At 70.1% G+C, this 23,261-nt stretch carries 23 protein-coding genes; 11 read left to right on the plus strand and 12 right to left on the minus strand.

Annotated features, from left to right (window positions below; all coding sequences use genetic code 11):
• Positions 1-18: 18 nt before the first annotated feature.
• Positions 19-318: a DUF397 domain-containing protein gene (locus F1721_RS05710; RefSeq protein ID WP_150065453.1), complete on the minus strand. Its 300-nt coding sequence runs from the start codon at positions 316-318 to the stop codon at positions 19-21.
• On the minus strand, positions 315-1,163 hold the full coding sequence (locus F1721_RS05715; RefSeq protein ID WP_150065454.1) for a helix-turn-helix domain-containing protein: 849 nt from the start codon (positions 1,161-1,163) through the stop codon (positions 315-317). Before F1721_RS05715 ends, F1721_RS05710 begins: the two co-directional genes overlap by 4 nt.
• Positions 1,164-1,277: 114 nt before the next feature.
• Between F1721_RS05715 and F1721_RS05720 the strand changes: the two genes are divergently transcribed.
• Positions 1,278-1,502 carry an HC3 family zinc finger protein gene (locus tag F1721_RS05720; protein WP_150065455.1) on the plus strand — a complete coding sequence of 75 codons (225 nt, stop codon included), beginning with the start codon at positions 1,278-1,280 and terminating at the stop codon, positions 1,500-1,502.
• An 87-nt stretch (positions 1,503-1,589) separates the two neighbouring features.
• Entirely contained in the window at positions 1,590-1,790 is a 201-nt protein-coding gene (locus tag F1721_RS05725; RefSeq protein ID WP_150065456.1) for a hypothetical protein, read from the plus strand.
• A gap of 120 nt (positions 1,791-1,910) precedes the next feature.
• Here F1721_RS05725 and F1721_RS05730 read toward each other — a convergent pair whose 3' ends face one another.
• Positions 1,911-3,497 carry an NACHT domain-containing protein gene (locus tag F1721_RS05730; protein ID WP_150065457.1) on the minus strand — a complete coding sequence of 529 codons (1,587 nt, stop codon included), beginning with the start codon at positions 3,495-3,497 and terminating at the stop codon, positions 1,911-1,913.
• 132 nt (positions 3,498-3,629) lie between these two features.
• Positions 3,630-5,057: a carotenoid oxygenase family protein gene (locus tag F1721_RS05735; protein ID WP_150065458.1), complete on the minus strand. Its 1,428-nt coding sequence runs from the start codon at positions 5,055-5,057 to the stop codon at positions 3,630-3,632.
• Positions 5,058-5,196: 139 nt separating this feature from the next.
• On the opposite strand from F1721_RS05735, the gene F1721_RS05740 reads away from it, so the two are divergent.
• Positions 5,197-5,955 (plus strand): sulfite exporter TauE/SafE family protein, encoded by a 759-nt coding sequence (locus tag F1721_RS05740; protein WP_150065459.1) that lies wholly within the window; start codon positions 5,197-5,199, stop codon positions 5,953-5,955.
• A 42-nt stretch (positions 5,956-5,997) separates the two neighbouring features.
• Here F1721_RS05740 and bcp read toward each other — a convergent pair whose 3' ends face one another.
• Together bcp and F1721_RS34320 are read right to left on the minus strand one after the other, a co-directional pair.
• Positions 5,998-6,471: a thioredoxin-dependent thiol peroxidase gene (gene bcp / locus F1721_RS05745; RefSeq protein WP_150065460.1), complete on the minus strand. Its 474-nt coding sequence runs from the start codon at positions 6,469-6,471 to the stop codon at positions 5,998-6,000.
• A 52-nt stretch (positions 6,472-6,523) separates the two neighbouring features.
• Entirely contained in the window at positions 6,524-6,691 is a 168-nt protein-coding gene (locus F1721_RS34320) for a hypothetical protein (RefSeq protein ID WP_170301364.1), read from the minus strand.
• Between the two features lie 172 nt (positions 6,692-6,863).
• Between F1721_RS34320 and F1721_RS05750 the strand changes: the two genes are divergently transcribed.
• Entirely contained in the window at positions 6,864-8,597 is a 1,734-nt protein-coding gene (locus tag F1721_RS05750) for a pyruvate dehydrogenase (RefSeq protein ID WP_150065461.1), read from the plus strand.
• 59 nt (positions 8,598-8,656) lie between these two features.
• On the opposite strand, the gene F1721_RS05755 is transcribed toward F1721_RS05750, so the two are convergent.
• Both F1721_RS05755 and F1721_RS05760 read right to left on the minus strand, forming a co-directional pair.
• Positions 8,657-9,133: a hypothetical protein gene (locus F1721_RS05755; protein ID WP_150065462.1), complete on the minus strand. Its 477-nt coding sequence runs from the start codon at positions 9,131-9,133 to the stop codon at positions 8,657-8,659.
• Positions 9,130-9,345, minus strand: coding sequence for a hypothetical protein (locus F1721_RS05760; RefSeq protein ID WP_150065463.1), 216 nt, complete (start codon positions 9,343-9,345; stop codon positions 9,130-9,132). The genes F1721_RS05755 and F1721_RS05760 overlap by 4 nt, the downstream gene beginning before the upstream one ends.
• 212 nt (positions 9,346-9,557) lie before the next feature.
• On the opposite strand from F1721_RS05760, the gene F1721_RS05765 reads away from it, so the two are divergent.
• Complete coding sequence (locus F1721_RS05765; protein WP_246154286.1) at positions 9,558-10,406, plus strand: helix-turn-helix domain-containing protein; 849 nt, start codon at positions 9,558-9,560, stop codon at positions 10,404-10,406.
• 3 nt (positions 10,407-10,409) lie between these two features.
• On the plus strand, positions 10,410-10,604 hold the full coding sequence (locus F1721_RS05770) for a DUF397 domain-containing protein (protein ID WP_150065465.1): 195 nt from the start codon (positions 10,410-10,412) through the stop codon (positions 10,602-10,604).
• An 88-nt stretch (positions 10,605-10,692) separates the two neighbouring features.
• Here F1721_RS05770 and F1721_RS05775 read toward each other — a convergent pair whose 3' ends face one another.
• The 3 genes from F1721_RS05775 to F1721_RS05785 are packed head-to-tail and all read right to left on the minus strand — an operon-like array spanning position 10,693 to position 14,267.
• Complete coding sequence (locus tag F1721_RS05775) at positions 10,693-12,198, minus strand: PH domain-containing protein (protein WP_150065466.1); 1,506 nt, start codon at positions 12,196-12,198, stop codon at positions 10,693-10,695.
• Positions 12,195-12,785, minus strand: a complete 591-nt coding sequence (locus tag F1721_RS05780; protein ID WP_246154288.1) for a PH domain-containing protein — start codon at positions 12,783-12,785, stop codon at positions 12,195-12,197. The genes F1721_RS05775 and F1721_RS05780 overlap by 4 nt, the downstream gene beginning before the upstream one ends.
• Positions 12,786-12,794: 9 nt before the next feature.
• Entirely contained in the window at positions 12,795-14,267 is a 1,473-nt protein-coding gene (locus tag F1721_RS05785) for an ArnT family glycosyltransferase (protein WP_150065467.1), read from the minus strand.
• Between the two features lie 196 nt (positions 14,268-14,463).
• On the opposite strand from F1721_RS05785, the gene F1721_RS05790 reads away from it, so the two are divergent.
• From F1721_RS05790 to F1721_RS05800, 3 genes are all read left to right on the plus strand, one after another.
• Positions 14,464-15,726, plus strand: a complete 1,263-nt coding sequence (locus F1721_RS05790; RefSeq protein WP_150065468.1) for a sensor histidine kinase — start codon at positions 14,464-14,466, stop codon at positions 15,724-15,726.
• Positions 15,719-16,378, plus strand: a complete 660-nt coding sequence (locus F1721_RS05795) for a response regulator transcription factor (protein ID WP_150065469.1) — start codon at positions 15,719-15,721, stop codon at positions 16,376-16,378. Before F1721_RS05790 ends, F1721_RS05795 begins: the two co-directional genes overlap by 8 nt.
• A 604-nt stretch (positions 16,379-16,982) precedes the next feature.
• Positions 16,983-17,783 (plus strand): S1 family peptidase, encoded by an 801-nt coding sequence (locus tag F1721_RS05800; RefSeq protein WP_150065470.1) that lies wholly within the window; start codon positions 16,983-16,985, stop codon positions 17,781-17,783.
• 494 nt (positions 17,784-18,277) lie between these two features.
• Here F1721_RS05800 and ileS read toward each other — a convergent pair whose 3' ends face one another.
• Entirely contained in the window at positions 18,278-21,412 is a 3,135-nt protein-coding gene (gene ileS / locus F1721_RS05805) for an isoleucine--tRNA ligase (RefSeq protein ID WP_150065471.1), read from the minus strand.
• 64 nt (positions 21,413-21,476) lie between these two features.
• On the opposite strand from ileS, the gene F1721_RS05810 reads away from it, so the two are divergent.
• Together F1721_RS05810 and F1721_RS05815 are read left to right on the plus strand one after the other, a co-directional pair.
• On the plus strand, positions 21,477-22,379 hold the full coding sequence (locus tag F1721_RS05810; RefSeq protein ID WP_150065472.1) for a pseudouridine-5'-phosphate glycosidase: 903 nt from the start codon (positions 21,477-21,479) through the stop codon (positions 22,377-22,379).
• 87 nt (positions 22,380-22,466) lie between these two features.
• Positions 22,467-23,255, plus strand: coding sequence for an IclR family transcriptional regulator (locus F1721_RS05815; protein WP_150065473.1), 789 nt, complete (start codon positions 22,467-22,469; stop codon positions 23,253-23,255).
• The last annotated feature ends 6 nt before the right edge of the window (positions 23,256-23,261 follow it).

A 23,261-nucleotide genomic window follows, 5' to 3' on the forward strand; every position in this document is an offset into this window, starting at 1 on the left:
CTCGTCGCAGGACCTGGTTCAGCCGTCGAGCGCGCCGCCCTTGACCGCGCGCAGGAACGCCTGCCACTGAGCAGGAGCGACGGCTAACTGTCCGCCATCGCGATCCTTGGTGTCCCGAATCCCAACAGCGTCAAAGCCAAGCCCGACCTCAACACAGTTGCCGCCGTTGCCTCCGCTCCGGCTGCTCTTACGCCAGCCGACTTCGACGCAGTTGTCGTTGTGCGGGCTGTAGCTGGACTTCCGCCACCCGACCTCGACACAAGTGCCCTGTCCCTGCGAGTAGCTGGACTTTCGCCAGTTGGTGAAAAGTCGACTCATAGCGCTCCTATGCGTTTGTGGATCAGCTCGAGCGTCGTCGCAGGATCTGCTGCGTGCGCACGTAGATGTTCCATCATCAACGCATAGTCGGATACGGCTTCGAGGTCTTCGACATAGACGCCGCCGTGCTGGCTTTCGAGGTAGACGACATCGGCATCCGCGGCGTCGCTGTACCGGAGGATGGTCACCTGTCCGCCGGTCGCTGGCTGGGCCCCGGCTTCCAGCGGCATGACCTGGAACGTGATGTTCGGCCATTCGGCCGTCTTGAGCAGGTGCTCCAACTGCTGCTTGAGCACGCCGGTGCCGCCGACCTTCTTGTAGAGCGAGGCTTCTCCTGCGATCGCCCAGAGCTTCAACGGGGCCGTGTCGCTAAGGCGTTGCTGGCGCTGGAGTCGCAGCTCAACCCGGCGCTCGATCTCTTCGGGAGTCGACCTCAGCAGGGTCGCCTTCGTCAGCGCCCGCGCGTAGTCAGGGGTCTGGAGCAGGCCTGGAATGACATCGGGCTCGAATGTGTTCACCTCGCTGGCTTCGGCTTCCAGCCCCAGATAGCGCTCGTGCCACTCCGGGAGCACGTCAACATATGTCTCCCACCAGCCCTTGCGGCGAGCGTCCCGGGCAAGGCCGGTCAACCGGTCTCGTCTGTCCCGGTCGATTCCGAAAAGCTCCGCGAGCGCGATGACATCGCCGTGAGATGGAGTCCGCTTCCCGGCCTCCCAACGCGAAACGAGCGACTGCGCGCGCCCTACCGCGTCAGCGACTTGCTGTGTTGTGAGACCGGCGTCGTTGCGAAGGTTGCGCAGATCTTGCGCGAGGCGTCGCCTCCGGACCACGGGTGAGGGCTCCATGCCCGTCAGTCTTACGGGTGGATGTCCCGCTGATCCAGCTCCTTCACTCGATAGAGATCTATCCCCTGGGGATTATCCCAGCCGAATATATCCCCAGGGGATAAGGAGGAAGCGATGTCTGAATGGACCACAGTGGACTGGTTCTGGCGGCCGGTAGGTGTCGGGCGGCATGCGTTCGACGTCGTCGCGAAGCGGGCTGAGCCGCACGACCCGGTGTCGTCGTTCTGCGGGGTCGAGGTGGAGGCGTGGCAGGTGCAGCGGCTTGCGCCGGAGTCGGAGTGGATCCGCGAGGACACCTGCATGGACTGCTGGCGGCGGATCAGTGCCCGGTGGTCGTGAGCGGTGATGGCCGTACTTACGACCATCGCCGCTCACGAGTTCTGACCTGCACAAACACAACCTTCAGCGAACAAGGGGAGACAACGGATGTTCTGGCTTCAGGTGACCACGCTCGTGCTCGTCAACGTCCTCATCGCGAGCATGCTGCTCATCCGCCCGCCTCGGGCGCAGCACAGCGGTGCTGGTGATGGGGCGCTCAACGTCTGGCAGCTGATCGACGAGGTCGAGGCCGAACGACAACGCGAAGCCGCCTCCACCGGCCGCCACCGCCTCCGGTCGGACCCCTGAACTGGTCCGGTGCCCGATTGCCCCCGACCTCGCGGGCACCGGACCTCCCCGGTGGGCCGGGCGTCGCCCCTCCCCGCGCCCGGCCCATCACCCCGACCAGGACTTTCTGAGCCCGAGCATTCAGGTTCTTGCAGTTTGCGTTGTGCGAATTGGTGGAGTGACCGGTGCATCCCGGTAGTAGCTACGGCGGCTTGCCTTCCACCGCGCCTCGCGATCGACATGTGGACGGCGGCGCTTTACATGAGTCCCCGTCGGCAGCCGGTCAGCACCCTCGATCACAGCATCGGCATCGACCAAGACGGTCAGTCTCTCGTTGGTCAGGCTGGACAGATCCACTTTTCGAGTCCTGGGCAGGTCGAGCAGCCGGAGCGCGGCAAGCGCGCTGAGCGAGCCGAAATTGCTTGTCTCAGGTCGAACCTGGAGGGTGTTGAGTTCGGGAAGCCGGTCCAGACCCAGTTCGTCGAGGGACGTCGTCATGCTGAGGTGCAGGCCTCGAAGGTTCGGGAACTGCGCCGCGATGAACTCGACCGGTTGCCGTGCGGACGACAGGATGCTGAGCTGGGTCATCTGCTGCGGGTGCGGCAGCTTCGCCAACACGTCGATCGCATTGTCGGCGTCGAGCATCAGGTCGCGGAGGTTCGCAAGGTTCTCGAACGCGCTGGTACCGGAATCTGGGCGGAGCCCGATGCGCAGGAACTCCAGTCCTGCCAGCTTGGCCAGGAATTCGACCGAGGAGAACCCGGCCCGTTGGTTGAGGAAGAGGTTCGTGAGATTCGGCAGCTCGCGGAGCTCGTCCTCGTGGAGCAGCTGATTGCACACCAGCGTGAGTTTTCTGATCCCCGGGTGTCCCGCGATCCCGCGCGCTGACAGAACCCGGTGCGTGTAGACCCGGAGTGAGCAGAGGTTCGGCGCTCCTGCGGAGAACTGCAGGTCATCGATATTGTCGTCCTCGAAATTGGCCATCGCGTGCTGGAGGTTCCGCAGCTCGCGGAGGTATGGCACCAAGGAGGCCTGGTGGATCAGGACGGCCTGGTGGTGCAGTCCGGCATGGCCGTCCTCGGCGGCTTCGCGGGCGGCCAGAAACTCATGGAAGGTCCGGTGGACGAAGTCGATGCGGCCTTCGGCCGGTTCGCGGATGACGCCACTGCGTTCCACGAGGTTCTTGAGGCAGGCGTCCGCATCGACGTCGGCTGCGGTCATCGCGGAGACCTTGCGCTCGATGTGGTCGACCGCCGTCGACCGGTCCAGCTCGGAGCGGCCGTTGATGTTCAGCCAGAACGCCAGGTCCTGCAGGATCAGGAGCTTCTCCGGGGATCCCAACGTGAATTCGCCGTCCGCCGCGATTCCGCGCACCGCGTCGCGCCGGTCCAAGAGCATTTCCAGTGCGGCGGAGTAGAGGCTCTTGCGGTCGCGGGGGAGGTCGCCGCTGCGGTCGAGGTTGAGCGCGCACAACATGGCGCACATCAGCGGACTGCGCGCCAGGCTGCGCAGGTGCGCGCGGGCGTCCAGCTGGGCGAGCAGACCGCGGTGGCGTTCCTCGACCTCGGCTCGGCTGAACGGCAGGCTGTTCGCGTCGGCCTGCAGCAGGGCCTCGTGCCAGCGCCCGACGAAGTCCTTGATGTTGCTCGGCGTCATCGCCTCCAGGTCGATGGATGTGAAACCTTCCGCCTGGAGCCATTTCGTCCCTGCGGCCGCAGGCCGGGACATGAGACCCCCTCAGACAGACTTCGAGCGGATCTTGGCGGAACTCGTCGCTGGTGGGCAAGCGAGCAGGGTGGCGATCTCGCGCGAAATCGGCGTCCGCCACGCGTGCGGAACGCCGGTTTCGCGCGAAATCGGTCAGGCGCCGGTCGGGACCCAGTTGCCGTGGAAACCGTTGGGAACCCGGTCGGGGAGCTGGACCACCGCCACCGTTTCCAGGGTTTCCGCGTCCAGGAGCAGGAGGTCGCTGCGCTGCTCGGCCGCGGAGTAGCGGAGACCCATCAGGATTCCGTCGTCCTCCGCTGAATCGGCGGCGTTGGGTTCGAAGACGAACTCGCCGACCTGGTTTCCCTCGCCGAAGCTGCGGGTTTCGGTGCGCCCGGAGGCCAGGTCGTGCTTGTACAGGGTGTCCGCGCCGACCGAGTAGCCGTAGCGGTGCTTCTTGCCGAGCAGGCGCTCGTCGACGCGGGGGAACTCCTGCTCGCGGTCGTCCAGGCGCTCTTCGCGGACCTGGCCGCGCTTGAAGTCCACCGTCCAGCGGTCCAGCGTCGGGGCTCCCTCGGACGGGCCGCTCAGGTCCGCGTCGAAGATCTTCGAGTGCCGCACCACGTCCAGCACCACGCCGTCCTCGGTGTCGTAGGCGTTGAGCGGGTGGAAGACGTAGCAGGGGCCGACGTCGAACCAGCGGACGTCGCGCGGGCCGCCGCTGCGCGGCATGACCCCGATCCGCGCCGGGTAGCGGGGGTTCCAGCGGTACGGGTAACCCCGGTTCGCCCGGGTGAAGCGGGTCATCCGTGCGCTGATCGGGTCCGGGATCCGGACCCGGCCGATCAGCGCGGACAGCACCAGCTGGGCGGGGCGGCGCATCCAGCTCGGCGCTACGGTCGCGGTGGCCTGCCGCACGTCGAAGGTGACCGGGAGGTCGTAGAACACCACGTGCTTCTCGGTCAGCGAGAAGTCGTGCATCATCGGGCTGCCGCCGACCTCGACGTCCACCGTGCGGCGGGCCCGGCCGTCCGCGCCGATGACCGAGTACTGCACGGTGTTGCCCCGGCCGAAGAAGTACGAGACCGCGTGCAGCTCACCGGTTTCCGGGTCCCGCTTGGGGTGCGCGGTGTAGCCGCCGGGCAGGGTGCCGTCGAAGTCGCACGGGCCGACGGTGTCGAGCTCGTCGGTCAGCTCGTAGTTCGCCGCGCCGCCCTCGACCAGGGCCAGCGTGCGACCGGCGTGGCCGATGACGTTGGTGTTCGCGCCGAGCAGGTCCAGACCGGCGCGCGGGTTGCGGGGGCGCAGCGGTTCGCCGAGCGCGCGGCTGACGTGCGGTGAGCGGACCCAGCGGTTGCGGTACCACTCCGCGCGGCCGTCGCGGAGGCGGATCCCGTGCACCATGCCGTCGCCCATGAACCAGCTGTAGGCGTCGGGGTCGATCTCGGCGCTCGGGTTCGGGCCGTTGCGCAGGTAGCGGCCGTCGAGGTGGTCCGGGATGCTGCCGATCACCGGGAGGTCCGCGCAGGTGTGCTCCTGCTGGACCGGCGCGTAGTTGCCCTGCGTGAACGGGTTGCTCATGGGAGCTCCCTCCAGCGTTTTGTAACAGCGTTATAGAACCATAACGGTGTTACCGAACAGGCTGCAACGGTCCGTCCCGATGTGATGCCGCTCGCCCCGGCGGGAACTTGAGTCGTTCCAGAAGCTAACTTCGGTGGTCGTGTTCACCGAATGGTTCGAGCCGGTGCTGCTCGTCGTGGTCGGATTCCTCTCCGGCGCGATCAACGCGGTCGCCGGCGGCGGCTCACTGCTGGTCTTCCCGGCGCTGCTGGCCACCGGGATGCCACCGCTGGTCGCCAACGTGACCAACTCGGTGGCCCAGGGGCCCGGCTTCGTCGGCGCCGCGATCGGTCAGCGCGAGGACCTCAGGGGCGCCCCGCGGCGGCTCTGGCTGACCTCGGCGGCCGCGACCGTCGGGTCGGCGCTGGGCTGCGTGCTGCTGATGGTCCTGCCGGGTAAGGTCTTCGACGCGGTGGTGCCCGCGCTGATCGGGCTGTCCGCGGTGCTGATGGCCTTCCAGAACACCATCCGCAAGTGGCTCGGCACGCCCGAGGAGAACGCCCCGGACCGGACGGTGCTGCTGACCGTCGGGATCTTCCTCGCCTCGATCTACGGCGGCTACTTCGGCGGGGCGCGCAGCGTCATCCTGATCGCGATCCTGGTGCTGGCCGCGACCGACTCGATGCGGCGGTTGAACGCGCTCAAGAGCTGGCTCGGCATGATCGGCAGCGCGGTGACCCTGGTCGTGTACGCGCTGATCGCACCGGTCGACTGGATGGCGGTGCTGATGCTGGTGCCCACCACGGTGCTGGGCGGGTACGCGGGCGGCAAGGTCGCCCAGAAGCTTCCGGCGAACCTGCTGCGCTACCTGGTGGTGGTGATCGCCGCAGGCGTCGCGGTCTACATGGTGCTGGACTGACCGTCGGAACAGGGGGCACCGGCCGGGTCGGTGCCCGCGCCGTCAGACGCCCAGGTCCTTGCGGAGCCGGTCGACGTGGCCGGTGGCCTTGACGTTGTACAGGGCCTTGGCGATCTTGCCCTCCGCGTCGACCACGAACGTCGACCGGATCACGCCCTGCACGGTCTTGCCGTAGTTCTGCTTCTCGCCGAAGGCGCCCCACGCCGTCATGACCGACTTGTCCTCGTCGGACAGCAGCGGGAAGGTCAGGCCCTCGGCGTCCCGGAAGGCGACCAGCTTGGCCGGCTTGTCCGGGGAGATGCCGAGGACGTCGAAACCGGCGTCGTTGAGCACCGCGAGGCTGTCCCGGAAGTCGCAGGCCTCCTTGGTGCAGCCCGGGGTGCTGGCCGCCGGGTAGAAGTACACCACCACGGACCGGCCGCGGTAGTCGCTCAGCGAGACGGTGTTGCCGTCGGCGTCCGGCAGCGAGAACTCAGGTGCCTTGTCGCCGACCTGGAGTCGGTTCTGTTCGGTCATGCACCCGACGCTAGCCGATGCTCCCGGCGCGGTCCCGCCAGGTGGGGCGACGTCACTCCGGCCCGGACAGCCCAGCACCGGCGGCCGGGACGATCTGCGAGACCGGGACCGGCGGCGCCGACGGCCGATCGCTCGCCACGATGAACCCGCCGACCAGTAGCCCGGCGACCGCCGAAGCGGTCAGTGCCAGCGCGCAGGTGGTGTAGAGGCGGACGGACACCGCGATTTCCCTCCGGGAGAAGTGGATTCGAACACCGGGAAGATCGGGCCGAGCGGCTGGATCGTTACCGATCTCCGCCGGACGGGTGATCGGAGTTCGAGTTGCGGGGCCGGTGCGCCGGGCGTAGACGGGTGGGTGGCCCGTGCCGACAACCCCTCCGGAGGACCTCGTCATGCCCACTGTCGCCGATCAGCTCATCGAAGTCCTCGTGCAGGCCGGAGTCCGGCGCATCTACGGCATCGTCGGGGACAGCCTGAACCCCGTGGTAGACGCCGTGCGGCGCACCGAGGGCATCGAGTGGGTGCACATGCGCCACGAGGAGGCCGCCGCCTTCGCCGCGGGGGCCGAAGCGCAGATCACCGGGCGGCTCGCGGTCTGCGCGGGCAGCTGCGGGCCCGGCAACCTGCACCTGATCAACGGCCTGTTCGACGCGCACCGCAGCGGGGCGCCGGTGCTGGCGCTGGCCTCGCACATCCCGTCCGCGCAGATCGGCACCGGGTTCTTCCAGGAGACCCACCCCGAGGAGCTGTTCAACGAGTGCAGCCACTTCTGCGAGCTGCTCTCGCAGCCGGAGCAGATGCCGCGGCTGCTGCGCACCGCCATCCAGACCGCGTCCGGCCGCCGCGGCGCGGCCGTGCTGGTGCTGCCGGGTGACGTCGCGGAGAAACCGGCCGCCTCGGCCACCGGCACCGGGATCGTCGAGTGCGAGCCGCCCACGGTCGTGCCACCGGAGGACCAGGTGCTCGCGCTGGCGGACAAGCTGAACCGGGCCGAGCGGCCGATGTTCTTCTGCGGCGCCGGGACTCGCGGCGCGCACGCGGAGGTCATGGAGCTGGCCGCGCGGGTCAACGCGCCGGTCGGGCACGCGCTGCGCGGCAAGGAGTGGATCCAGTACGACAACCCCTTCGACGTGGGCATGAGCGGGCTGCTCGGCTACGGCGCCTGCTACGACGCGATGCACCGCGCCGACCTGGTCGTGCTGCTGGGCACCGACTTCCCGTACGACAACTTCCTGCCGCAGGCCAACACCGTGCAGGTGGACATCGAACCGGCGCACCTGGGGCGCCGCACGGTGCTGGACCTGGCCGTGCACGGCGACGTCGCCGAGACCATCCGCGCCGTGCTGCCGCACGTCCGGCAGAAGCACGACCGCTCGTACCTGGACCGGATGCTGCGCGAGCACGCCGGGCAGCTGGAGCGGGTGGTCGACGCCTACACGCGCAACGTCGAGACCCAGGTGCCGATCCACCCAGAGTTCGTCGCCGACGTGCTCGACGACCTCGCCGCCGAGGACGCGGTGTTCACAGTGGACACCGGGATGTGCAACGTGTGGGCGGCCCGCTACATCACGCCGAACGGGCGGCGGCGGGTGCTGGGCTCCTTCGTGCACGGTTCGATGGCCAACGCGCTGCCGCAGGCCATCGGCGCGCAGATCGCCGAACCGCACCGGCAGGTCATCTCGATGTCCGGCGACGGCGGGCTGGCCATGCTGCTCGGCGACCTGCTGAGCCTGCGCACCCACCGGCTGCCGGTGAAGGTCGTGGTGTTCAACAACTCCTCGCTGGGCATGGTGAAGCTGGAGATGCTGGTGGACGGGCTGCCCGACTTCGGCACCGACCACGAGCACGTCGACTTCGCCGCGATCGCCGCGGCGGCCGGGATCTACTCGGCGCGGGTGGAGAAGCCGGGCGAGGTGCGCGAGGCGCTGGCCGATGCGCTGCGCCGCCCGGGGCCCGCGCTGGTGGACGTGGTGACCGACCCGAACGCGCTGTCCATCCCGCCGCGGATCACCGGCGACCAGGTGAAGGGCTTCGCGCTGGCGGTGAGCCGGACGGTGCTGTCCGGCGGGGTGGGCAAGATGATCCAGCTGGCCCGCAGCAACCTGCGCAACGTGCCGCGCCCGTGACCCCGGCGTGCGGAATGTCGGTTTTCCGCTGATTTGCCGGGGAATTCCGGACCGGTGGATCAGGTGCTGCGCGAGTCGGTGGCGCGCAGCTCCAGCTCGTCGCGCTCCAGCTCGTGGTGCATGCGGAGCCTGAGTTCGGACTCCAGCACGTGGGCGACCTCGGTGTGGTGGTGGGCGTCGGCCGGTTCGGTGGCCGCGCGGACGTGCGCGTGCAGCTCGGCCAGGTGCAGCCCGAGGACTTGGCAACCCGCGCAGGCCCAGAAGTCGGTGTCGGTGCCGCTGGCCTCCCAGCGCGGATTCCGCAGCAGGTTCAGGAATTTCGGGCCTGGCGTCCTGGCCGTGCAGCGCGATTCATTGCCGTCACGACGGATCCTGCGTCCGCGCCGCCCCGAACGGGGAGGAATTCGAGGAAGAACGCCTGTCCCTCGTGCTTCTCCAGGGCTGCGGTGACCTCCTCGCGAAGTCCGGCGCAGGCCAGGGGCCAGCGCCGCATTCAGGACAGTTTGGCGGTCTCCGGGGTGGCGGCGTTCGATCACAGCAGATCCTCAGCATTCTCAAATTCGAGAATTCCCAAGGTGTGCAGTGCTTCCGCCGGGGCTTCCGGGAAGACGGGCAGCGGTGCTTCCGCATCGGCCCGGGAACCGTGCCGGACCGCCACTTCCACCGCCGCGGATTCCCAGGATGTGAAACCAGGAGCGGGGGTTTCGCCATAGGCGGACGCAAGTGCCCGCGCCGTTCCGGTCACCATCGAATGGTTCCTCTTTCCGGAGTCCCGCACCCGTGCAGGTGTACTCCATCTTGGCGATGGTTACTCGATCGGGGGGAGAAGCGTAACCATCTCCGGACACCATCCGATGTGCATCGCGGCCCTCCAGTTCCGCTGGAACGGGCTGCCGGACCGGATGTCGTAAGGGTGATGGGGTGGTGACGCAGTGTGGACATCCGGGCAGGATGGGAAACATGACAGTCAGTCCCACGGTGCGTCGCCGCCGCCTTGCTGCCGAGCTGCGGCGACTGCGGGCGCGAGCGGAGGTCACCCAGCAGCAGGCCGCCGGACATCTCGGTTGCACGCAGGCGAAGATCGGGCGGTTCGAGACCGCGAAGCGCTCCCCGTCGGTCGGCGACGTTTCGGCGCTGCTGGACTTCTACGGGGTCGACGGGTGCGAGCGGGATCAGCTGATCAATCTCGCGCGCGACGCCCGCAAACGCGGTTGGTGGCACTCCTACAGCGATGTCCTGCCCGAGTGGTACGAGACCTACGTGGGGTTGGAGGCGGAAGCGTCTTCGATCCACACCTACGAGGCCGAGGCCATCCCGGGATTGCTCCAAACTCGTGAATACGCTTATGCGATCACGAAGGCGACCCTCATCAGGGCGGACGATTCGGAGATCAGCCGTCGGGTCGACCTGCGCATCCAGCGCCAGCAGCGGGTGGTGGGGGACAACCCGCTGGAGTTGTGGGCGGTGGTGGGGGAAGCCGCCCTGCGCAGGAAGGTCGGCGGGCCCGGCGTGCTGCGCCGACAGCTGGAGCACCTGTTGAAACTCGTGCAGCTGCCGCACGTGACGCTGCAGGTGATGCCGCTGGACGCGGGGGCCCATCCGGCGCAGGCCGGACCGTTCGTCATCCTTCGCTACTCGAACCACATCGACCCCGACGTGGTCTACCTGGAAACCCATGTGGGCGGGCTCTACCTCGAACGGGAGATAGAGCTGTCGAACTACGTCATGATGATGGACCATTTACGGGCGCATGCGGTAGATCCGGACGGTTCCATCGAACTGATGCAACAACGCATAGGAGAGTTGTAGAAGATGGCGAATATCACCGACTGGCGCACCAGCACGCGGACCCAGGGGCAGGGTCAGTGCGTCGAGGTCGGCTTCGGACGTGACTGCGTCGGGGTGCGCGACACCAAGAACCGGTCTGCCGGCCAGATCACCGTTGCCCAGCAGCGCTGGCGCGAGTTCGTCAGCAGCCTCAAGCACGGCTGCTTCGACGCCTTCTGACCCCGGATTCCGAGAATCGTGAGTGCGTGACCGAGCCCCGCCCGGTTGCGCACTCACTGCTATTCGCCTCTCTCCGCAGCGTGCTGATTCACCGTTGTTCCAGGAACGGCGCGAGAAGTCCCGGGAGGGCTTCGCGGGCCAGCTCCAGGCCCTCCTCCTCGCCGACGTCGTGCACCTCGTAGATGCTGTTGCCCGCCGCGGTCGTGGCACCGACCGTCATCAGGCCCGACCGCCGCTGGAACAGAGTGCGGCTCATCTTCCAGCCGATCACCCCGTCGCGCTGCAGGACGACCGTGCGCCGGATCCCGCTGCCGGAGCGGGCGATCAGGTACCGGTCGGTCAGCTGGTGGCCGAGGTTGCGGTAGGCGTCCACCGCGAAGCCCAGGAACGTCAGGACGGCGACGACGACCGCGGTGACCGCCAACCACACCGGGATCCAGCCGAGCACCGCCGTGACGACGGCCGCGATCAGGATCGGCGTCGCCGCCATCAGCGCCCAGTTGATCCGCCGCCGCAGCGCGGCGCGCGGGTGCCGCCGCAGCGGGACCTCCGACGGTGGCCGCGGCTCGCGCAGCACCGCCGCCGAGGTCCGCTGCACCGCAGCGCGCGGGGCCGGGGGCATCAGCGTCTTGTTGTCCGGCTGGTTCTCCTCCTTCTTCTGCTTCAGGCCGGTGGCCACCGCGGCGAGCCGGGCGCCACCGGACCAGCGCAGCAGCAGCGGTTCCACCAGCTCGACGCCGCGCAGCCGCCGCTCCTCCAGCGAGACCGACCTGGTGGTGAGCAGGCCGCGCTTGACCTGCAGGGTGTCCCCGCGGTCCCGGCTCAGCCGGAACCCCCACCACATCTCCAGCGACAGCGCGAAGGCGCCGACCACGCCGACCACCAGGGCGAGCCCGGCGGCGATCGCGATGACCAGCCACAGCGCCGTCGTCTGCACGGTCTCGCCGATGGCGCTGAAGATCCCCATCGACAGCAGCAGCTCGCGGAACGAACCGACGGCCGAGCCGATCGCGCCCCAGACGATCAGGATCAGCGTCACCGACAGCGCGGAGTAGGCCAGCCACGCCGGGTTGAGCCGGGCGAGGGTGGTGCTCTCCGCCGGTTCGGCCGCGGCCTCCTCACCGGCCACAGTGGACGAATCGCCGAAGAGTAGCTCGTGGCGCAGCGATTCGGCGTGCGCGCGGAGGATCGCGTCGAGCTTCAGCTCGCTGCTGTCGCCGCCCTGGCCGCCGGTGCCCACCTTGACCGTGGTGATGCCGAAGACGCGGTGGCTCGGACCGGCGGTGAGGTCGACGCTGCGGATGCGCTCGCGCGGGATCGACAGGTGGTTCCGGGTGACGGCGCCCTTGCGCAGCTCGAAGCGCTCCGGCGTGATCCGGTACCAGGCGAACCACCAGTCCACCGCCACCAGCCCGGCCAGCGCCAGCGCGCCCGCGAACCACAGCGCCGCGGTGAGCAGGATCGCGCCGATCCCCGCTCCGGAGAGCGTCATGATCCCGACGGTCGGCACCATCGGCGCCAGCACCAGGAGGCCGACCGACGCGATCGTCCTGGGGTCCTGGCGGCGCCACTGCCCGTCGATCACGGTGCTCATGTCGCGTCCCCCGGGGTCGCCTGGGTGGTGGCGGTCAGCTGCTCGACGACCGCGTGCGCGACCGCCCGGTCCAACCCGTCGATCGTCAGCGGTCCGGCCGCCGAGGCCGTGGTCACGGTGACGCTGGAGAGGTTGAACAGCTGCTGCAGCGGTCCCCGCACGGTGTCCACGGTCTGGATGCGCGACATCGGCGCGATCCGCCACTCCTGGCGCAGCCAGCCCGCCGCCGTGTAGACCGCGTCCTCGGTGATCTCCCAGCGGTGCACCCGGTAGCGCCACTGCGGCATCACCAGCACGTAGGGCACGCCGAGCACGGCGACCACCACCAGCGCCAGCAGCAGCCAGAACCGCGCGGGCGGGACGAACAGCGCGGTCGCGGCCAGCGCGATCAGCACCGGGACGACGAGGGCCAGGGCCTGCGTCGTCCACCAGCCGATGGCGCGGCGCTCCACGCGGTTGCGCGGTGGCCGGAGCCGGATCCGGGTGGTGTTCTCATCGGGCACGGTCGGCCCCTTCCTGCGGTCTGCTGGCTGCGGCCGCCATTCTCGCAGGCCGGACGGGTTGTTCGTGGTCATTGCGGCGGTCACGACGTCCTCCTACAGGTGCTGCAGCCGCGGCCAGATCTCGGCCCAGGTGCCGATCTTCCCGGTGCACAACCAGATCGGGACGGCACCGGCGTGCACCTGCCGGACGTCGGTGAAGTGCCCGCGCAGGTCTTCCGGGTCCCCGACGAGCAGCACGGAGTCGACCTGCTCGTCGGGCGGGCCGAAGAAGCCGTACCCCCGGTGCGGGCTGTAGGCCTCCGGCAGGTCGTACCGGGCCCGGCCGACCTCCACCATCGCCGTGATGATGTAGCTGTCGCCCACCACCGCGGTGCGCTCCTGCTGCTGCGGCGGCAGCGCGGTGTACGCGGCCGAGGTGTCGCGGGCGACCAGGTCCGAGCTCGGCACCCCGAACAGGGTCGTCATCGAGGTGGAGGCCCACATCAGGTAGCCCGCCAGCGCAGCGGACGCGAGGAACGGGATCCAAGCCGTCCACCCCCAGCGGGACGGTTTGGCCTCCCGGCGGCGTTGCAGCGCCACCAGCCCGGCGGCGATCACCACGCCGTACAACCCGATCAAGTAGTAGGGGCGCGCGGCGGTGGCGACGAAGAAGACGTGCAGCAGGATCGCGGCGAGCCCGAAGAACCGGTACGGCCGCAGCTCCGCCGAGCGGAACAGCTTCCACAGCCCGATCAGGTACAGCGCCGCACCGGCGACCCCGGCGTACAGCACCAGCATGACGGCGGTGCCCCCGCGGCCACCCGACAGGATGGGGGACTCCTCCGCCACGATCGCGCCCATCTGCAGCTGCGGCCAGCCGTGCAGGGCCTGCCACACGAGCGTGGGCGCAGCGATGACCGCCGCGATGCCCACGCCGCCCCAGAACATCGGGCGGCGCAGGATCTCCCGCGGCCCCACCAGCAGCACGCTGATCAGCAGCGCCACGCACAGGATCGCCACTTGGAACTTGGTCTGCGCGGCCACGCCGAGCACCACCCCGAACACCAGCAGCAGCCGGTCGTCCGGGCGGCCCTGCTCGCGCAGCCGGATCCACCGGACCAGCAGCCAGGAGAGCACCAGCCACTGCACCGGTTCGAAGGTGTACGGGGTGACCCAGTGCCCGACCAGCCCGACCCACAAGCCCGTCGCGCCCGCTCCGGCGGCGAGCACCTGCGCGCGGCGGTCCCCGCCGAGCTCGCGGGCGAGCAGCGCGCACATCACCACCGCGGCGGCGGTCGCGAGCACCGCGGGCAGGCGCAGCACCACCAACGAGCCGGGCGCGATCCAGTCCATCGCCGCCGCGATCAGCGGCGCGAAGGGCGGCTGGTCGGCGTACCCCCAGTCCGGGTGGTACTTGCCGGCCGCGAGCATGTAGGCCTCGTCGATCCAGAAGTCCCCGATCGCGCTCAGCACGAGGTGCGCGACGGCGACCAGACCGGCGATGGTGAGCACCGGCCACTTGGCCAGCGGGCGCAGCCAGGGCTCGGCCGGCGGTCGGGGTTGTGCCGCGAGCACTGCGGGTTCCATGATTCCCCCAAGGCGGTTTCGGAAGGCTGGATCAATTCAAGCCTGGTCCACCCTTGATCAACACGGCGCTTGGTAGGGCATTCGGGGGCCGAAAGTCGGTTCCTGACCGACGGCGGTGCAACTTTCGTCTAGGGCTTGTCGTCGACCGGATGGTTCTCCGCCGGTTCTCCGCGTGTCGTTGTCTACCGTGGTCCAGGTGAAACGCCCGCTGTGGCGGCTGCTGTGGAACGACAAGCGGGAGGCCGCGTTCGACGTGGCCCTCGTGGTCGGACTGATCCTGCTCGGCCGCGTCCTGCTCCTGATGTACCCCTCCGAGGTGCCGCCCGGCACGTTCGACTGGATCGGCGGGCTCTGGCTGAACGACGTGATCTCGGTGGTGCTGGACGTCGCGCTGCTGGCGCGGCGGCGCTACCCGCAGGTGATCATGACGATGATCGCGGTGCTGGCGGTCGCCCAGGCGCTGATGGTCGAGCTCGGTCCGGGACCGCTGCTGTACGTCAACCTGGAGAGCGACCCGTGGCTGCCCGGCCACACGCCGTGGGCGATCTACGCCGCCGTCGTCTACACCACCGGGCGCAAGTGGAAGTTCTTCACCTGGGACCTGATCAGCATCACCGCGCTGATCAGCGTCCGGCCGTGGGGCGACCCGTCGAGCGATGCCATCGTCGCGGGCGTGCTGTGGACGATCTTCCCGGCGGTCCTCGGGCTCTACGTGAGCGCCCGCCGCCGGTTGGTCGGCGCGCTGCGGGAGCGGGCCGAGCGCGCGGAGCGGGAGCAGGAGCTGCTGGCCGAGCAGGCCCGGGCCGACGAGCGGACCCGCCTGGCCACCGAGATGCACGACGTGGTCACGCACCGGGTGAGCCTCATGGTGCTGCAGGCCGGGGCGCTGGGCGTGGCGGCCAAGGACCCGGCGATCCGCCAGGCCGCCGAGGAGCTGCGGACCAGCGGTTGCGAGGCGCTGGAGGAGCTGCGGGACCTGGTCGGGGTGCTGCGGCGCGGCTCGGGCGAGCAGGACGCCTGCCCGGACGCCACCCCGCCGACGGACCTGCCGGACCTCGGCGAGCTGATCGGGCAGTCCGAGGCGGTCGGGGTGCCCGTCGAGTTCACTGTGGACGGTGATCCGACGATGGTCTCCGCCGCGGTCGGGCGCACCGCCTACCGCGTGGTGCAGGAGGCGCTCACCAACGTGCACAAGCACGCGTTCGGCTCCCGGGTGAGCGTGCACCTGCTGCACAGCGACGACCGGCTGCGGCTGGTGGTCCGCAACACCGAGCCGCCGGAGCGGGCCGCGCCGGACCTGGCGGACAGCGGTTCCGGGACCGGGCTGCTCGGGCTGCAGCAGCGGGTCGAGCTGGTCGGCGGCACGTTCCGGGCCGGGCCCGCCGACCGCGGCGGGTTCGAGGTCGATGTGATACTGCCCGCGTACGTGCCTACTGGGGAGGCGGGCGGCGATGGGTGATCCGATCCGGGTCGTGGTGGTCGACGACGAGCCGATGGTCTGCGCGCACCTGCGCACCATCCTCGGTTCCGCCGAGGACATCGAGGTCGTGGACGACGCGCAGGACGGCGCGGCGGCGGTCGAGTCCGTGGTCCGGCACCGGCCGCACGTGGTGCTGATGGACCTGCGGATGCCCGGGGTCGACGGGCTGACCGGCATCGAGCGGATCTGCAAGCTGCCCGATCCGCCCGCGGTGGTCGCGCTGACCACCTTCGACGCCGACAAGTACGTGCTGCGCGCCCTGCGCGCCGGTGCGGCCGGGTTCCTGGTCAAGTCGACCCCGCCGGGCGACCTCATCGGTCTGGTGCGGGTGGCCGCCGACGGGCACACCGTGCTGTCCCAGGAGGCCAAGAAGCGGCTGCTGGCGGCGTCGGGGGACGAGCAGAGCTCGCGGCAGCGGGCGGTCGCGCTGGTCCGGGACCTGACCGAGCGCGAGGTCGAGGTGCTGACCTGCCTGGGGCAGGGGATGTCCAACGCGCAGATCGCCGAGCGGCTCTACCTGTCCGAGGCCACGGTCAAGAGCTACGTGTCGCGGCTGCTGGTGAAGCTGTCCTGCTCGAACCGGCTGCAGGCCGGGCTGCTCGCCTACGACGCCGGGCTGGTTCCCCGGTGAGCTGGGGTTCCGGCGCGCGGCGGCGGGTTGGGCCGAGAGGTTGAACGATCAACGCGGGCAAGCTCCACCGATTGGCCCTGGAATATTCCACCGGAAATCAGATACACCAGAAGCAGCGCGCTCCGCACAGGGCGGTCGGGGCCTTGGAGCGCGCCTGCCATCGGTTCGGGGATCGATGGCACCACCGGTCGGAGGGGTCCGGCCGCGGTTGGGGTGTCCCCGGCGCAGTTCGGGGTGCGCCGGGGACGCTTCTGACGCGGACGGGTGACGACCGGGACCCCGCGCCGGGGCGGTACTTCGGAATGCCCGAGCAGCGCGCGGTTCGCGCCGGTGTCCGCTTCGGATGGTCGAGCGCTCCTCGCCCGAATTCGGTTGCGGCGCACCGCCAACGGGGACTTGACGAGCCGGTTCACCCCGGTTGTCCAGTCCCTGAACTGGGGAAATGTCCTGCGGTACTGGTTAAAACGGCAAATTCCGGTGCTTTCCCGGTCGGCGTCGACGTCGATATTGTTCGATCGAGTTAGTCGCTGTGCGTAACCACCCGGTGGGAGGCAGGTCACCGGGTCCGGTTGGCAGCGGCCGATTTCCACACGAGGAGAACACGATGGTCGATGCCCCACGTCGCCTGGCCCGGTTCGCCGGGGTCACCGCGATCGCCGTCGCAGCCCTTTCCGCGGCCTCCGTCGCGCAGGCGCAGCCCGCGGACGTCAACCCCTACATCGTCGGCGGCGAGGACGCCGACATCGCGGACCACCCGTTCACCGTCGCGCTGGTCACCCCGAGCGGCCAGCAGTTCTGCGGCGGCTCGCTGGTGGCCCCGAACAAGGTGCTCACCGCCGCCCACTGCACCGACGGCTCGCAGCCGGCCGACATCAACGTGGTCAGCGGCCGCACCGTGATGAGCTCCCAGGAGGGGACCGTCTCGAAGGTCACCGACGTCTGGGTGCACCCGCAGTACCAGGACGCCGCGCAGGGCTACGACGTCTCGGTGCTGACCCTGGAGGCCCCGGTCCAGGAGGCCCCGATCGAGCTGGCCACCGCCGACGACCCCGGCTACGCGCCGGACAGCCAGGCGACCATCCTCGGCTGGGGCAACACCTCCGAGGGCGGCCAGCAGGCCGACCACCTGCAGAAGGCCACCGTGCCGGTGACCTCCGACGAGACCTGCTCCGGCGCGTACCAGGAGTACAGCCCGGACTCGATGGTCTGCGCCGGGGTGCCGGAGGGCGGTGTCGACTCCTGCCAGGGCGACTCCGGTGGCCCGCTGGTGGTGGACAACAAGCTGATCGGCGTCACCTCGTGGGGTGAGGGCTGCGCCCGTCCGGGCAAGCCCGGCGTCTACGCCCGCGTCGGCGCCTACCACGACGAGATCCAGGAGCAGATCGGTTCGGCCAGCACCCGCTGACCGGACGCTGCCGGAGGGCCGCGGGCGAGGAGCCCGCGGCCCTTCGTCGTCCGGTGCGACGCGATTTCATTGAGGTTTTTCCAGCCTCGTTCTGCGTGGCGGTGCCGGTGGCGGAACCTCAGCGCCCGCCTGGACTCCGGGTGCCCTGACTGATGTATGACCCGATACACGGCGTCAGGGCCGTCCTCGCCGGAAGGAACCCCGGAGGGGTGGGCACCGTGAACCCGCGGCGGTGCGAGCTGCGAGGGTGGGTTATGCGCCTGCGGCGCATGCGACACCTGCCGACCGGTGCCGGTCGCCCTTCGCAGCTGCGGTCCATGGGCAGGATGAACAAGTTCAATGGAAATCAGATGTCCGATTTCCATTGAAATCGCGGGGAGTTGTGCACAGGTGTCGGTGTGTCGGGCGCTGACGCGCCGACTGCCCGCGAGTTCCCTTGAAATCGCGGGTTCGATTTCCATTGAAGTTGCGTCGCCCCGGTCGGGGGGGGGACTTCACCGGGGTGGTTGCGGGTGGAGCCAGATCGTCAGGCCCAGGTCCGGGTCGGTGTGCTCGGTGGAATCCGCTGCGGGGGCGGTGGATTCGCCGATGTCGACGGCCAGCACCGCGGCGGCGATCTCCTCGGCGCTGGTCAGCAGCGCCTCGCGGAGCTCGCCGTCGGCGCGCCAGCGCAGGGAGATCCGGTCGGTGACGTCGAGGCCGTCCTGCTTGCGGCAGTCCTGGACGAACCGGATCACCTCGCGCGCCAGCCCGGCCCGCCCCAGCTCGGGGGTGATCGTGGTGTCCAGCGCGATCGTGACCTCCCGCTGCGACTCCACCACCCAGCCGGTCCGCGGCACCTCGCTGAGGAGCACGTCGTCGGCGGTCAGCGGTTCGCGCTGGCCGTCCACCTCGATCGTCGCGGTGCCCGCGCGCAGGTCGCGGGCCAGTTCGGCCGGATTCGCGGCGGCGACCGCGGCCGCCGCCCGCTGGGTGCGGTTGCCGAACCGGGCGCCCAGCGCGCGGAAGTTCGGCTTGACCGACACGTCCAGCACCTCGCCCGCCGACTCCAGCGGTTCGATGCGGCGCACGTTGAGCTCGTCGGCCAGGTCGGCGACCAGCTCCGGCGGCAGCGCCGCGCTGACCAGCGCCCGCGCCAGCGGCTGCCGCACCTTGATGCCGCTGCTCTTGCGCGCCGCCCGGCCCGCTTCCGCCAGCTGCCGCTCGAGGTCCACCTGGGACAGCAGCCTGTCGTCGACCAGCCGCAGGTCGGCGCTCGGCCAGCTCGCCAGGTGCACCGAATCCGGCGCCTCCGGGATGCCCGGGCGGACCACGTCCTGCCAGACCCGCTCGGCGATGAACGGCACGAACGGCGCGAGCAGCCGGGTCAGCACGTCCAGGCAGTCGTGCAGGGTGCGCAGGGCGTTGCGGTCGCCGTCCCAGAAGCGCTGCCGCGAGCGGCGGACGTACCAGTTCGACAGGTCGTCGACGAACTCCGCCAGCGCCCGTCCGGCACCGGCGGTGTCGTAGTCCTCCAGCCGCGCGTCCACCTCCGCGGCCAGCCGGTGGAGCCGCGCCAGGACCCAGCGGTCCAGCACCGGGCGCTGCTCGGGCGGATCGGCGTCGGCCGGGATCCAGTCCACCAGCGCGGCGTAGCGGCTGAAGAACGACGCGGTGTTCCAGTAGGTCAGCAGCACCTTGCGGACGATCTCGCGCAGCGGACCGTGCCCGACCCGCCGCGCCGACCACGGCGATCCGCTGCAGAGCATGAACCAGCGCAGCGCGTCCGCGCCGTGCTCCTCCATCAGGGGCAGCGGTTCCAGCACGTTGCCCAGGTGCTTGCTCATCTTGCGGCCGTCCTCGGCCATGATGTGCCCCAAGCAGACGACGTTCTCGTACGCGGAGCGGTCGAACAGCAGCGTGCCGACCGCCATCAGCGTGTAGAACCAGCCGCGGGTCTGGTCGATCGCCTCGCAGATGTACTGCGCCGGGTAGTTGCGCGCGAGCTCCGCCACGCTGCCCGGCCGGTGCGGGTAGCCGAGCTGGGCGAAGGGCATCGAACCGGAGTCGAACCAGGCGTCGATCACCTCGGGCACCCGCGCGGCCGACCGCCCGCAGGTGGGGCAGGGGAACTCGATCTCGTCCAGGTAAGGGCGGTGCGGGTCCAGCCCGGTGAGGTCCTGGCCGGTGCGCTCGCCCAGCTCGGCGCGCGAGCCGATCGGCGTGACGTGGCCGTCCGGGCACCGCCACAGCGGCAGCGGGGTGCCCCAGTAGCGGGTCCGGGACAGCGCCCAGTCCACGTTGTTGTCCAGCCAGTTCCCGTAGCGGCCGTGCTTGACGTGCTCCGGGTACCAGGTGGTGCGCTCGTTCTCGCGCTGCAGCGCGTCGCGGATCGCGGTGGTCCGGATGTACCAGGACAGCTGCGCGTAGTACATCAGCGGCGTGTGGCAGCGCCAGCAGTGCGGGTACTGGTGCTCGAAGGTGCTGTAGTGCAGCAGGAGATCGCGGTGCCGGAGGTCTTCGACCAGCACCGCGTCGGCGTCCTTGAAGAACATCCCGCCGACCAGCCCGACGTCGGCGGCGAACCGGCCGTCGGGCCCGACCGGGTTCACCACCGGCAGGCCGTTCTCCCGGCAGACCGCGAGGTCGTCGGCGCCGAACGCGGGGGCCTGGTGCACCAGCCCGGTCCCGTCCTCGGTGGAGACGTAGTCGGCGAGCACCACGAAGTGCGCGTCGGGGATGTCCACCAGGTCGAACGGGCGGCGGTAGCGCAGGCCCGCCAGCGCGGTGCCCGGCACGGTCGCGAGCACCTCGCCGCCGGGGCCGAGCACGGCCTCGACCAGCGGTTCGGCCACCACGAAGGTGCCGCGGACGGTGCGCACCACCTGGTAGTCCACCGCCGGGTGCACCGCGACCGCGGTGTTGGACACCAGCGTCCACGGCGTCGTCGTCCAGATCAGCAGGTCGACGTCGTGGTGCCCGGCCAGCGGCCCGTCCACCGGGAACCGCACGAACGCCGACGGGTCGTGCGCCGGTTCGTAGCCCTGGGCGACCTCGTGGTCGGACAGCGTCGTCTGGTCCCGCGGGCAGTACGGGGCCACCCGGTAGTCCTCGACCAGCAGCCCCGCGTCGAAGATCCGCTTCAGCGCCCACCACACGCTGTCGACGTAGTCCGGCGACATCGTCCAGTAGGCGGCGGAGAGGTCGATCCAGTAGCCCATCCGGCGGGTGACCGCCTCGAACTCGCCGACGTAGCGCTGCACCGAAGCGCGGCAGCGGGCGTTGAACTCGGCGATGCCGATCCGCTCGATGTCGGGCTTGCCGCTGATGCCCAGCTCCTGCTCGACGGCGAGCTCCACCGGCAGCCCGTGGCAGTCCCACCCGCCGCGCCGCGGCACGCTGCAGCCCTTCATCGTCTTGAACCGCGGGAAGACGTCCTTGAACACCCGGGCCTCGACGTGGTGGGTGCCGGGCAGCCCGTTGGCGGTGGGCGGGCCCTCGTAGAACACCCAGCGCGGGCCGCCCGCGGTCTGCGCCAGGCTGCGCTCGAACACCTCGTGCGCGCGCCACCACTCGATGATCCGGCGCTCCATCGCGGGCAGGTCGATCGAGGGTTCGAGCGGTCGGAACGGTGATCCGGGCTGCGCCATGCCCATATGCTCACACCGCGCGGGCCCGCGGGCTCGCCGTCCCGGCAGGGGAGCGGAGGTCGCGATGTCGTTGCCGGTGGTGTCCGAGGAGGTCCGGCGGGCCCTGGACGCGGGTCGCCCGGTCGTGGGGCTGGAGTCGACGATCCTCACCCACGGTCTGCCCAGCCCGGAGAACGCCGCGGTCGCGCGGGACGCCGAGCGGCAGATCCGGGACGCCGGGGCGGTCCCGGCGACGATCGGCGTGGTCGACGGGGTGCCCGCGGTCGGGTTGTCCGAAGCGCAGCTCGACGCCCTGATCGCCGACCTGGGCGCGGTGAAGGCGAGCGTGCGGGACCTGCCGATCGCCGCGGCGAAGCGGCTCAACGCCGGGACCACGGTGGCCGCCACCGCGTTCCTCGCGCACCGCGCGGGAATCCGCGTCTTCGCCACCGGTGGGCTGGGCGGCGTGCACCACGGCGCGTCGAGCAGCTTCGACGAGTCCGCCGACCTGGTGGTCCTGGCGAGCACGCCGCTGGTCGTGGTCAGCGCGGGTGTGAAGTCCATTTTGGACATCGCGGCGACCTTGGAGCGGCTGGAGACGTTGAACATCCCGGTGCTCGGCTACCGCACGCGCCGGTTCCCCGGTTTCTACGTCGCCGATTCGGGGCATCCGCTGGAACATTCGGTCGACTCGCCGCAGGAGGTCGCCGCCGCGGTGCTCGCGCGCGACGAGCTGGGCCTGCGGTCGGCGGTGCTGGTGGCCAACCCGGTTCCGGAGGCCGAGCAGCTGGACCCGCAGCTGCACGACCGGGCGCTGGCCGAGGCCTGGCAGCAGGCGAGCCGCCTGGGCATCAGCGGCCACGACATCACCCCGTTCCTCCTGGACCGCATCCGCACCGCCACGCGCGGCCGCAGCCTCGAGGTCAACATCGCCGTCTACCGCAACAACATCGAGCTGGCCACCGCCGTCGCGCACGCCCTGCGCTGAGGAGCTGCGCGGTGTCCGCGCGCCCGCTGTACTGTTCAGTAGGCCGCAGGAGTCGATGCGGCCGGAACGGAGCAGGAGGAAAGTCGGGTGAAGTCGGAACCCGCCACGGCCGACCCAGCGGGCAGCGGGCCCAACGTGGTCAAGTCCGCCGACCGCGCGCTGGTCATCCTGGAACTGCTCTCCCGGGGGCGGCACCGCCTCAGCGACATCGCCGAGACGCTGCGGCTCCCGCTGTCGAGCGTGCACGGCCTGCTCGGCACCCTGGTGCACCGCGGTTTCGCCGAGTTCGACCCGACCACCCGCACCTACGGGCTCGGGTTGAAGGCGTGGACGGTCGGCCAGGGTTACACCGGGCACCGCGACATCGTGGGCCTGGCGCTCCCGCTGATGGACCGGCTCGCGCAGGAGACCGGCGAGACGGTGCAGCTGTCCAGGCTGGACGGCATCGAGAACGTCTACATCGCGATCGCCGAGTCGCCGCAACCGATGAAGCTGGTGTCGGCGGTGGGCATGCGGCTGCCCGCGCACGCGGACGGCCTGGGCAAGGCGTTGCTGTCCGGTCTGCCGCAGGAGGAGCTGATGCGCCGCTACCAGGGCGTGGAGCTGGAGCGCTTCACGGAGAACACCGTGTGCGAGCTGCCGGAGCTGCTGGCCGAGGTCCAGGAGGCGCGCACCCGCGGGTACGCGGTGGACGACGAGGAGTACATCATCGGCTGCCGGTGCGTGGCGATGCCGGTTCGGGACCACTCCGGTGCGGTGGTCGCGGCGCTGTCGGTGTCGGCGCCGACGCCCCGCTGCGGCCCGAACTGGACCGAGCAGACCCGCGAACCGCTGTCCAAAGTGGTCGCGACGATCGAGCAGCAGCTCCGCCGCTGACCCCGC

Source organism: Saccharopolyspora hirsuta, assembly GCF_008630535.1.
Taxonomy (GTDB): Bacteria; Actinomycetota; Actinomycetes; order Mycobacteriales; family Pseudonocardiaceae; genus Saccharopolyspora; species Saccharopolyspora hirsuta.